Source organism: Neobacillus cucumis, assembly GCF_023715505.1.
In genome coordinates this window covers 1-11,247 of record NZ_JAMBOH010000061.1, presented here as the reverse complement: position 1 = coordinate 11,247, position 11,247 = coordinate 1, and the positions used below count along the sequence as shown (strand labels likewise).

Annotated in this window: 12 protein-coding genes; 2 read left to right on the top strand and 10 right to left on the bottom strand. The window is 35.2% G+C overall.

The window, feature by feature from the left end; genetic code table 11:
- Positions 1–141: 141 nt before the first annotated feature.
- The 3 genes from M3226_RS30895 to M3226_RS30885 form a co-directional block, all read right to left on the bottom strand.
- Positions 142–894, bottom strand: a complete 753-nt coding sequence (locus M3226_RS30895; RefSeq protein ID WP_251573291.1) for a GNAT family N-acetyltransferase — start codon at positions 892–894, stop codon at positions 142–144.
- 199 nt (positions 895–1,093) lie between these two features.
- Complete coding sequence (locus M3226_RS30890; RefSeq protein WP_251573289.1) at positions 1,094–1,603, bottom strand: GNAT family N-acetyltransferase; 510 nt, start codon at positions 1,601–1,603, stop codon at positions 1,094–1,096.
- A 397-nt stretch (positions 1,604–2,000) separates the two neighbouring features.
- The gene (locus M3226_RS30885; RefSeq protein ID WP_251573287.1) at positions 2,001–2,861 is read right to left on the bottom strand and encodes a LysR family transcriptional regulator; all 861 of its coding nucleotides are present in this window, start codon (positions 2,859–2,861) and stop codon (positions 2,001–2,003) included.
- Between the two features lie 127 nt (positions 2,862–2,988).
- Between M3226_RS30885 and M3226_RS30880 the strand changes: the two genes are divergently transcribed.
- Both M3226_RS30880 and M3226_RS30875 read left to right on the top strand, forming a co-directional pair.
- Positions 2,989–4,170 (top strand): YbfB/YjiJ family MFS transporter, encoded by a 1,182-nt coding sequence (locus M3226_RS30880; protein ID WP_308212019.1) that lies wholly within the window; start codon positions 2,989–2,991, stop codon positions 4,168–4,170.
- 24 nt (positions 4,171–4,194) lie between these two features.
- A complete protein-coding gene (locus M3226_RS30875; protein WP_251573292.1) occupies positions 4,195–5,280 on the top strand; it encodes an NAD(P)H-dependent flavin oxidoreductase in 1,086 nt (361 codons plus the stop codon).
- Positions 5,281–5,509: 229 nt separating this feature from the next.
- Here the strand turns inward: M3226_RS30875 and M3226_RS30870 are convergent, their stop codons facing one another.
- The 7 genes from M3226_RS30870 to M3226_RS30845 all read right to left on the bottom strand — a co-directional run.
- On the bottom strand, positions 5,510–6,079 hold the full coding sequence (locus M3226_RS30870; RefSeq protein ID WP_251573283.1) for a CBO0543 family protein: 570 nt from the start codon (positions 6,077–6,079) through the stop codon (positions 5,510–5,512).
- A gap of 294 nt (positions 6,080–6,373) precedes the next feature.
- Positions 6,374–6,886 (bottom strand): CBO0543 family protein, encoded by a 513-nt coding sequence (locus M3226_RS32915; protein WP_374110710.1) that lies wholly within the window; start codon positions 6,884–6,886, stop codon positions 6,374–6,376.
- A 294-nt stretch (positions 6,887–7,180) separates the two neighbouring features.
- Positions 7,181–7,990 carry a methyltransferase domain-containing protein gene (locus tag M3226_RS30865; protein WP_251573281.1) on the bottom strand — a complete coding sequence of 270 codons (810 nt, stop codon included), beginning with the start codon at positions 7,988–7,990 and terminating at the stop codon, positions 7,181–7,183.
- Between the two features lie 177 nt (positions 7,991–8,167).
- Positions 8,168–8,323 (bottom strand): hypothetical protein, encoded by a 156-nt coding sequence (locus tag M3226_RS30860; protein ID WP_251573279.1) that lies wholly within the window; start codon positions 8,321–8,323, stop codon positions 8,168–8,170.
- A 26-nt stretch (positions 8,324–8,349) separates the two neighbouring features.
- Positions 8,350–8,838: an HNH endonuclease signature motif containing protein gene (locus tag M3226_RS30855; RefSeq protein WP_251573277.1), complete on the bottom strand. Its 489-nt coding sequence runs from the start codon at positions 8,836–8,838 to the stop codon at positions 8,350–8,352.
- A gap of 351 nt (positions 8,839–9,189) precedes the next feature.
- Positions 9,190–10,578 (bottom strand): DJ-1/PfpI family protein, encoded by a 1,389-nt coding sequence (locus M3226_RS30850; RefSeq protein WP_251573275.1) that lies wholly within the window; start codon positions 10,576–10,578, stop codon positions 9,190–9,192.
- 442 nt (positions 10,579–11,020) lie between these two features.
- Positions 11,021–11,247 (bottom strand): hypothetical protein (locus tag M3226_RS30845; RefSeq protein WP_251573273.1); only part of this gene is annotated, 227 nt, incomplete at its 5' end.

Genomic DNA, 11,247 nt, shown 5'->3' with positions numbered 1-11,247 from the left:
TATTCAACTGAATTCCATAGATCAATGAATTAGACGCTCTCCCCTTTTTAAAAAATGAATGAGCTGCGTCTTCTTTAGTATTGCCTTTTTATCGAAGGTACAGAAGTAAATTTTCATGGTAGTTGAAGAAATATCAAAGAGTTATTCTTTCATTCTATACCAATATCTGTATATTTCCTTAAACCCTAATTTAGAGTAAAGTTTTAATGCTGGAGCGTTATTTAACATAACTTGAAGGTATGCATAACTTGCTCCATTATCCTTACCCCATTTTAAAATATTTTGAATAAGTTTACTTCCATAACCTCTATTTCTATACTTTTCGGTAGTCACTATATCAAATAACCCTATGTATTCACTTTCTAATACACACATCCCACAAGCAAGTATTTCATTGTTATCATCACATAACAAAAAATAACAAGTCTTAGGGATGATATTTCTTAACATTTGCTTTAATGTTGGTTGGTCTTTTTCACCTACATTATTTAAATTACAAAAATTTGTGAACCAATCGTCTTGTAAATGGTTATAAACAATGGCATTATGTTTTATTTCAACATCTAGGTCTATCAAAGATAACCCTAGAACACTTGTCAAACTGTCAAGGAAATATCCTTTTTTATCGAGTGTTCTATCTAAATTTTCAGGTGATACCTGTTGCGTCATTTTATACACAATCTTTAAATTTCTTTTGCGATACATTTGTTCAGCATTCTCTATTTTGTTATTTAAATCTTCATTTGAAAAATAAATAGGATTGATTGAATTTGCTCTTTTTGTATATCCATCGGCAAATCGTAATATCCATCCATCATAAACAATCATTTGTATCGCAGGTAAAGCATTCATTGATAATTCCTCTATTTTTTGTATCAATTTCTTTGTGGTCATTCTTACTCCTCCCTTTCGAATATAACGCATAATAATTCATATTAATATATAATTATACACTTCAGTTTAGTATTCCTTCTTTTTCACTCTTCAACTAAACTGCAACGTTACTTTAAGTACAGCATTTCACAATGTTTCCTGTGGAAAAAGAAAAAGGCGACCTTCTTCTTGAAGTATCGCACCTGTTAGTTAAAGAAGATTATTTGTTATTTTTATAGTAGAAGATGGTAGCAGCTAATTCACCATTCGCCGATTTGGCATAGTTAGGAATCCGGCCAGCTTGAATATAACCTAATGAAGTATATAGTTTATTGGAAGGGTCTCCTTCTCTTGTATCAAGAACTAATAATGACCTATCCTTCTGTTTTGCTGTTTCTTCAGCCTTTAGCATAAGTAAACGACCAGTACCATTACGTCGATAATTGGGGTGTGTCATTAATTTTGCGATTTCTGCTCTATGGCTTCCATTCTGCTTCGTCGTTAATTGTAACTGTACACTTCCAACAATTTGATTGTTTGATTTAGCGACAAATAAATTCACTTCGGGGCTAAGAACTGTTTCCCAGTATTTTTCTGCATCTACTTTTCTCATTGGTGGTAAAAATCCAATCGAAGCCCCATCTTCTACCACCCTTATTAAAAGTTCTGAAAGCTCATTAAGATGTTCTTCAATTAAAAATAATTGTTCAATTTTTACTTCAATACCCAAAACAATCACCTCTATTGTAAATTAGCAACTTAATAAAAAATAAGTGTATCTGTGTTGCCTATCTAACTTCATAAAATAACCATTCGGATATTTCTCCTCCTATAATAAGAGTTTGGGAAGTAATTTGAGCAATCTTCTTATTTTGGTTATAATTCATTTTAAAGCCTCCTGGTATTTGAGTGTTGTCCTTTTTCGCTGGCCAGCTTCAGGACACTCTTATTCTACCAAGAGGTTATTTTTTTGTTCAAACCTCATTTTCACTCATTACAGGAATGCTGCTCCGTTAGTAAAAAAACGACTGCTCTTATTGAACAATCGCCCCCATTACTTTAAGTGGATTTATTTACAAACTTTTTGATTAAGATACCCTCCAACTCTTTAATTTCAGCTCTTATATTTAATTACTTAACATATTTATGAATTTTAATAATGATGAAGGTGTATACTTATCTTTTCTATAAATGAATACTGTTTTGACTTTTCCAAATGGATTCGGAAGTGAATGATGTCTAAGAGTTCCATCTTGTATTTGTTTTGCAACAACGCTTTGTGGAACCATACTTATACCTAGACCAGCAGATACACACCCAATGATTGCATCCAGGGTTCCAAATTCCATTATCTTTTTAGGAATCACCCTCTCTTGATGAAACCATTGTTCAAGCCTTTCCCGATAAGAACATCCAGTACGAAAAACAAGTAGTGTCCTTGTTTGAATATCTTTGATAGAAGATATTGGTGGATGAATTGTATCCGTTACGAGTACCAATTTCTCTTCAAATACTTCCTTTTGAATTAGTTCAGGGTGTTCAATAGGTCCAGCTACAAATGCTCCATCCAGCTCATACTGAAGAATGCCATGAATATTTTCTTCTGTAGAACCTGTTTTTAGGGTTAGGTCAACGTCGGGATAGTCTTTAAGGTACTTTGAAAATAGGGCTGGTAAGCGAACTGCGGCAGTTGTTTCCATAGAACCAATCATTAAAGGACCTTTTGGTGTTTGATCATCATTCATCACGTTTTTTGTTTCTTCAATAAGATGAAAAATTTTTTCCGTGTATGTTAATAACATACTTCCTTTGGCTGTTAAAGCAGTACCACGATTATGCCTATAAAATAAGGTTGTTTGAAGTTCCGTTTCTAATTGTTGTATTTTCAATGTGATATTCGATTGTGCATATTGAAGTTCTCTTGCTGCTTGTGAAATACTCCCCAGCTTTGCAACCGTTTGGAAAATTTTTAATGTATGCAAATCCATAAATTATTCTCACCTCTTTTTTTGCTATCTAAATAAATGATAGCAAGTATCAATATTATGTATTATTCAATATACCAGAAAAGAGATATGATTTAAATATCATCATTCTATTGGAGGTTTTTATTTGATGAAACAATTTTTTCTTTTTTTAATAGGGGGAATACTGTCTTTAATTATTGCTATGGGGATTGGAAGATTTGCCTATACTCCCATTCTTCCACTTATGCAAAAAGATCTTTCTTTTTCAAATACAGTTGCTGGTTATATAGCATCAAGTAATTATGCTGGATATTTGCTTGGAGCAATTTTAGCAGGCGTTATTCCCTTAAAGGGGTATAGAGGGATTCCCCTAAGAATTAGTCTAATCATCAGCATTATAACCACAGCCCTAATGGGTTTAACATACTCTTACTTACTTTGGTATGTACTTCGGTTTATTTCAGGGGTTTCAAGTGCGTTTGTGTTGGTTCTAGCCTCTGGTATCGTATTAGATAAACTTGCTGTTATAAGCAAAACCAGTTGGTCGGGTTTATTCTATGGAGGGGTAGGATTTGGAATTTTTTTATCCAGTTTAATTATTCCGAGTTTAAACCATTTATTTCAGTGGGAAGGTACATGGATAGGACTAGCTGTTGTGAGTGGAATCCTAGCCATCTTCGTATGGATCTGGCTCGATGAAGCCCCCAACACTGTTGAGATGAAAAATAAACAAGAATCTTTTGCACTGGTCCCCCCAACTAAATGGCTCCTATGGTTGACTATTGCCTATGGTTTAGAAGGATTGGGTTACATTGTTACAGGAACGTTTATCGTATCTATCGCTGAAAAGACCTCATACTTTCAAAAAGATGCAACCTTAGTTTGGATGATGGTTGGTTTGGCTGCGATTCCATCCTGCCTTATTTGGTCTATTCTAGCTAAAAAATGGGGCTTCGTTAAATCCTTAGTTCTTGCAATGGCATTGCAATCCCTGGGTATGGCGATGCCAGCCTTTTGGATTTCGAAAACTAGTTTTATCGCAAGTGCTTTATTATTCGGAGCCACGTTTATGGGTATCACTACACTTGCTACAACGTTGGGGCGGCAAATTAATCCATCTAATAGCAGCCGAACGATTGGCATACTAACCGCTATTTATGCTATTGGACAATTGATAGGACCAACTCTTGCTGGAATCTTATCATCATCCACTCATAATTTTAATGCTGCTTTGATAGGAGCATCTATTGTCGTTTTAATTGGGGCAGGTTTGCTTTTAAATGGAATTCAGTTTGAGAGGAAATCTACAGGAAAATTAATCAATAAGTAAAATTGAAAAATGAGGTGTGTAATGATGTTAAATAATGTAATGACAAAACTTCTGAAAATCAAATATCCGATTATACAAGCTCCAATGGCTGGCGGAGTTACCGCTTCGAAATTAGTGGCTGAGGTTTCAAATTCTGGAGCTCTTGGGATGATTGGAGCAGGGTATATGACCCCTGTTCAAATACGGGAACAAATTGTGGAAATAAGGCAGTTAACTTCAAATCCGTTTGGTATTAATTTATTTGTTCCTAACGAATTTAAAGTTACAGACAATGAAATTAAATCGGCTAACCAGTTCTTAAACCCCATTCGTCAGCAATTAAATTTGCACCAAAAAGAAAACTTTGAAATTCCTGATTTTAATAATGTTTATGAAAAATTTATTGAACAAATTAAGGTTGTAATTGAAGAAAAGGTTCCTATTTGTTCTTTTACATTTGGTATTCCTTCTAAAGAAGTGATTACCGAATTAAAACAATCTAACATTATTCTGGTGGGAACTGCTACAACCGTTAGAGAAGCAGTTGAAAATGAAAAAGCAGGAATGGATATTGTTGTTGTTCAAGGTAGTGAAGCTGGTGGACATCGGGGGAGCTTTATCGATGGTGATCAAGAGAGTTTAGTTGGTTTAATGTCATTAATCCCACAGGTTGTTGACAATGTAAGCATCACTGCTGTTGCTGCTGGAGGAATTATGGATGGTAGAGGGCTAATGGCTTCGATTTGCTTAGGAGCGAAGGGCGTACAAATGGGTACAGCTTTCTTGAGCTGCGTTGAAAGTGGTGCGAATAAGGTTCATAAAGAAGCAATTCTTAATGCTAAAGAAGACCAAACTGTTTTAACTCGTTCATTTTCAGGCAAATGGGCAAGAGGAATTAAAAATAAATTTATTTTAGAAATGCAGAAGCACGAAGCACTCTTACCAGATTTCCCAGTTCAAAATACATTAACCCAGGATATTAGAAAGACTTCCAGTACACAAAAGAATCAAGATTTCATGTCACTTTGGTCTGGTCAAAGTCCAAGATTAGCAAAGAGTCAAACCGTCGAATCATTAATTAAAAACATTATTGTAGAAGCAAAAAAATTAAGTTATATGGAAGCAAGGTAAAATTCCAGTATACACAAAAACCTAGCCACAAAAGCTAGGTTTTTGTGTATACCTTATTGAACTAACCTGCCCCGTTAGCAAACAAGAAAAGCGATTGCTCTTATTGAACAATCGCCCCCGTTACTTTAAGAACAATGTTTCACAATCTTTCCGATTACCAAAAATTAATCTTTTATCCATCAACAAAATTATTTAAACCCCTAGGAAAAATCAGTGTGTCAACTATTTTTTAATTTGTTGTTTTATTTTTTATTTTGTCAAAACTATCCCTTGTACTAATTAAATGTCCCAATAAATAAATACCAAATAAAAAGGGAAATGAGTATATGTATTTCCAATTTTCTGGAGTATAGGTATGAATTAATGCAAAGAAAGGTTCTCCAATAAATGCACTCCCACCTGCAAAAATAAGTGCTTTTATATATGGATTGGAATTTGGCTTAATCTGAATAAGAAACATAATAATTACAGGAATAAGAGTAAAATCCCAAGGTAAATAGGAAGGGAGAAGCGGGAGAACGTCATAATTATAATGCCATAAACCTAATGCTATTCCTACAAAATCTAACCAGGAACTAATAAGCATAACCATTAATCCAGAGAGAAGTAGTCTATAAGTGCTCCCTTTTTTTCTAAATAGAAACCATAATATCCACGGAACAACTGTAAGTAGTGTTCCAACCCACCATTGCCAAGAGAAAATAACATTTTCGAGCCAAAATGTTATTTTTTTATCGTGTGCTTTTTCAATTAAATCATAAATCTTATCTGCTTTGTTTAAATAATCTTTTTGATTCATTTTGAACTTCCTTATAAGCGTTAATTTTTGATTTCCAACGCATTAATTATCATTCCCTCAAAGGGTTAGAAAAAACAAAAATTAATTAATTTAAGGTTCCTTTCTTAAACAAACCTGCCAGTTTGTTTAAGAACATTTTTTCACAAACTTTATCCATCATAATGCAGAATCCAGAATTGTAGGCAGTCCTACTCTATATCACCCATGTGCATATCTTTAAACCAATATCAATATGTTTTTTTATATATTTTGTAAACAGGTAGTTTTATGCACTGTTCTTCATGAACTGACACTTTAGTGTTCAGGTAACGGAACATGAAAATAGATTATAAAAAATGCTGCACATAAAAAGGAAATCAACCAAGCTGGAATCGGCTTATAGTAATGAAACCTCCACATTAGCACCATAAGGAAATTAAAAATTAGTGACCATCCGTAATTCCAACCGTGATGGTATGTAATTCTGCCACCGATATGCATAACAGTTTCAATACCAATGAGAATTGCAGCCGATAATAGCAAATATAATATTTGCTTCTTCCATGACTCAGGTAAATTAGACAAAAACAGAATTACCATACATGGAAAAATTAGAAAGGTTTGCAGTAAAAATGAAAAGACTGGGTTTAAAAAATAATCATCTTCCAACCTCCAAAGTAAATTTTCATCAACAAAGAATCTATATAATAATTGATTAACAATAAGGTATAAAATAGTGGGGTAATATTTTTTCCAGTTTTTAACACCCCCCCATTTCCAGCAGCAAAGTACAAGGATTAAGCACAGAACAATACGCAATATCGACACCTAATTTCAAGACTTTTTATTTTAATATCTGCAACTATTTTCCTTTACATTCAGAATATTGAGAGCCAGTTGTTGACGGTTTAATAATACTACGCACTGAAGGGTAGTCCTCTATATGACAGGGGTATATCCAATTTTGGAAGATCAGCTTTTCACTATGTGAAGTATTTCACTTAAACTAAACTGCCAGTTAGTGGAACAAGAAAAAGCATTACCGTTGTTCCAGTAATGCACCCGTTAGTTGATTAACAACATAGTATAAGCATAATTAGTTGGCTAATTTTGAGTTGGTATTTAACAGAGCCTTACTCCTTCAACTGCTAACATATACATCGTTAAAGATTCAGCATCACGCATCATCCATTCACGATAATCGTTTTCAGCACTCACATAATCCTGTTCACAAATAAAACCGTCTCTCGCCATTTGAACTCCTCTGCTTGATGCAGCATCAGCCCATATCCCAATGCGAGTTTGAAAATCAGGGTTTCTTCTATTTGTTACCTCATGAATGGGGGTTATAGTAATATCTTCTATACCAACTTTTCGAAAAAGTCCAGGAAGGTTATCGGCAATAGTATTATCCATACCTGCTTCCGCACGCCATTTTAAATAGGCAGCGTAAAAGTTGAGCATACTTGAAGGTGGCAGGGGATTCCATGAAATCTTATCATGGTTATAATCCGCAATTAAAATGTGACCTCCAATTTTTGCAGCAGATGTCATCATTTTCAATCCTTTTAATGGGTCGGATAACCATATTAAAACCCGTGAACAGGTAACAATGTCAAATTGTTGTTCATAAGGAAGATTATAAATGTCACCTGTTTCAAATGATAATCCTGGTATTTCGCCATATGATTGACGTGCTTTTTCAATTAAGGTTGGATTACTGTCAATTCCTACTACACGTCCATTTGGACCCACAGCTTCTGCTATGCCTCTAGTAATTGCCCCTGTACCACATCCAACATCAAGAATTGCCATACCTTCAGTAATAATTTCTGCAAGCCTTTTGTGTGAGTTTGTTAACGTTCTGGAATCTAATACATTTGTTAACTTTCCAGATAATTCAGCACGATTTCGAGCCATTTTTGTATCCAAACGTGATTCCCCTTCCTTATATTTATGCAATTTTCAATAAATTCATTTTACCATTTAAGTTTTTATTGTTCTAATAAATAATAACCACCCTTTTAATTCCATAATGGAATTAATAAGGTTCATAATTAAAATTTAGGTTAATACGATAACAGTTCTCTTCAAGGGATATTCCTTTTGTTATTGAACTAACTGCCCCGTTAGCAGAATAAGAAAAAGCCACCAAATGGCAGCTGGTTCCTCAACTCTTGCACCCGTTACTTTAATAGCAATAGGTAAGACTTTGATGTAATCTCCATCTTTTCCCCTGCTCCACACCCAACGTGCGACTTTCACCGCATTAGGCGTTCCATCTTATTCTTTTAGACTAAAGCAATTAAATTACAAACTTTACGAAATTGGTTTAGCTTCTTCAATTGTTTTCCATCTAATTGAAGAATGTTCCTATATCGTTTAATCGTCGTTTCATTAGTAGCATGGATTAATCTATGTACATCTTCATGCACGATTACAAGATTGCTAAATTCATCTGTGCCTCCCATATGTCGGGGTAGCTTATGGTGACAGTGCAGCTTGTTAGATGTCAAAAATCCCCCTGTTACCGCACATTTGCCTAGTTGCATAGAGTACCTTGAAATTCTGTTATCTGCAAATTCTAAGTTCTCTTTACCGTAAGGTATTTGTAACATCTTGTTTATTTCTATGGCAATGTCGGCTCTGAGGTTTTGATGAAGTTTAAGCCTTCCTTCTTTTGTATAATTACATATATCCTGACTGAAGTTCATAGCATTGCTTGTTTGTGTATCTCCTAAGGGAAATAAATACAAGCCAGCAATTTTACCTAGCTCCATACACATTAGGGCTACTACCATTCCGTGCATGCAGGAGTATCAGATAACTCGTTTCAGCTCAACATGACGGCTTTCATTCCGAGTTTCGATTAATCAGTTGTAATTGCCTTTCGGCAATCCTCCTATTTCGTGCTTTGGCACTTATAAGGAAACGTTTCGCACAGTGCAATATTTCACAATCTTTCTTGTGAAATTAGGAAAAGCCACTTATAACTTGATTAAACGCACTCATTCGCGGATGGCTAATGGGCAGGATTGTGAAGCTGACGGAATTTCAGGTCTCCTGGGTTCGTTAATTTACTATAATTATAGCTGGTGAGAATGGAAAAAACCGCCCGAAGGCGGTAGTGATTAACTGATTTGTTTATACGATTTGAAAATTGTTTTCTTCATAATGAATCGTCTGTCGATACAGAAAGCTACCAAAAAGGCTAGTAATCCGGTTAGAAGTACATTGCCGTAAGTTTCAAGAGGAAATGGTTTGCCCTCAAGTTGGATACCATTCGAACGATATTCAAATCGTTTCACCGCATGTTTGGCAGTTAAAAGGTCTTCTTGTTTAGCTAAGTCTTCCAATGGTGCTTCGAATACATATCTTTTTGGTGAATCACTATGAATAAGGAGGGTCTCTTTAGCATTAGCCTTTTCATTCCAAAGTCTTACATCTGTTGCGGCTAGAGATTTTGCGTCTCCACCTGGTATGATCATTTTGTCTAATTTTGGTGCATTTGAAATTTGATGTCGAGCCACTATATTAAGATGATGTTTAGTGGTAATAGGAGCATCTGAATTTGAAATGGTTAATACCTGTGTCGTTCCGGTATCTCCATAAGAATCAAAGATAGAAGATAAGGCTAATTCTTCCATACCTTTATACAGAAGTACACCCATCTGTTTCTTATTCCAATGGAATCCAAGATTTAGCCAATATGTTGCAAATTTTATATCCACGTAAAAAGGCTGGTCCACCTTTGGATTTTGAACGAAGTGGTAAGAAGGATAATTGATTTCTTTCGAAATTTTTGCTGCCATAGGTTCTCCTAACTGTTGAGCTATCAAATGCAGCACACCATCGATACCTGCGCTTTGACCAGCAGTGGTTAAAGTATTACCCTCTTGAACATACCTCACGTCTTCTACCCAATGTGTGTCAGGATACTGTTTTTTCAATCCTGGGATCGCTTGCCAGTGTGAGGCGGCTGATTTTCCTTTTAATAAGCCTGCATCAGCAAGATTCTCTGAACCGCCACAAATACTTAAAAAAGTGGTTTTTTCGTTAGAGTGCTTCTGAATCCATTCACGAGTTGGTTGATATTTTTTTTCATCAACGATTGGCATGTAAGGGACCACGACAATATCAGGACTTTTACCTAATAATTGATCTAATTCTTTATAAGAGTAATGTGGGACCACATTCAAACCTCCTGATAAAGACTTGATGTTTTTGTCCGGTGCGACAGCATATACATTGTAGGCATTCATCATAGAAAACAGTGTGTATGGAATGAGAAAATCGAAATCTTCAGTTGGTATTGATGAATCCGCCATCACAACTGCCACAGTAGGTTTATGGGGGTTATACTGAGGGACTTTCACTCCTTGTAGCGAAGGAACCGGCTCATGGCGGACGTTTAAGTAAAAATCTTTTTGATGCCGATTAAAGCCATACCACTCGATCCCTCCCACAAACACGGCGAAAATCAATACATAAACAGCTAAACGTACTACTAACCTTTTCATTTTATATTCCTCCTTCGGATATGAATGTTGTTATTCTTAACGTCACAAAATCTCCCGACTCCATTGAATAAACTTTTGATACTACCTGAACAAAAATCATTTTCTACCTCCAAAATGTGGTTATTTGTTATTAACCCTTTTGTTACATTTTACTTAGTTTGACGATGATAAAAATCGCACTCTTTTTGGGTATTACCGCATTTTTTGCTGTACCCCCGTATGGTATTTATCATTATCTTGATTCCATATTACTGTTTTTCAAAAACTTTCATAATTGAGCTAGAGCTTGATTTTTATATCAGACTTCAGACTTAGCTGGTTTCAGACGACAAAAAAGACAGAGACTGAAATTGTCTCTGCCAAATATTTTGCCTTAAAACCGATATCAAGTTAAAGAAATAGACCGTAACTTGAACAATAAATAATTACTTTGCTTTTGGCGTCAAATATCAATTAAAAGGGATAGAATTTCTCCTCTTTCTTCAACAAACCTGCCAGTTAGCCATCCATGAATCGCTAAAAACCAGCTCTTCACCACAGAAAATGAAAATGGTTTTAAACCGTCAATACTGATTCTACGGCTGGAGAGGAAGGTCGATGAACTATGGTGCGTTAGAGCCCATCCGTTAGTCTGACTCCAACGACCACGGTGCACCACTGACTGTCGCT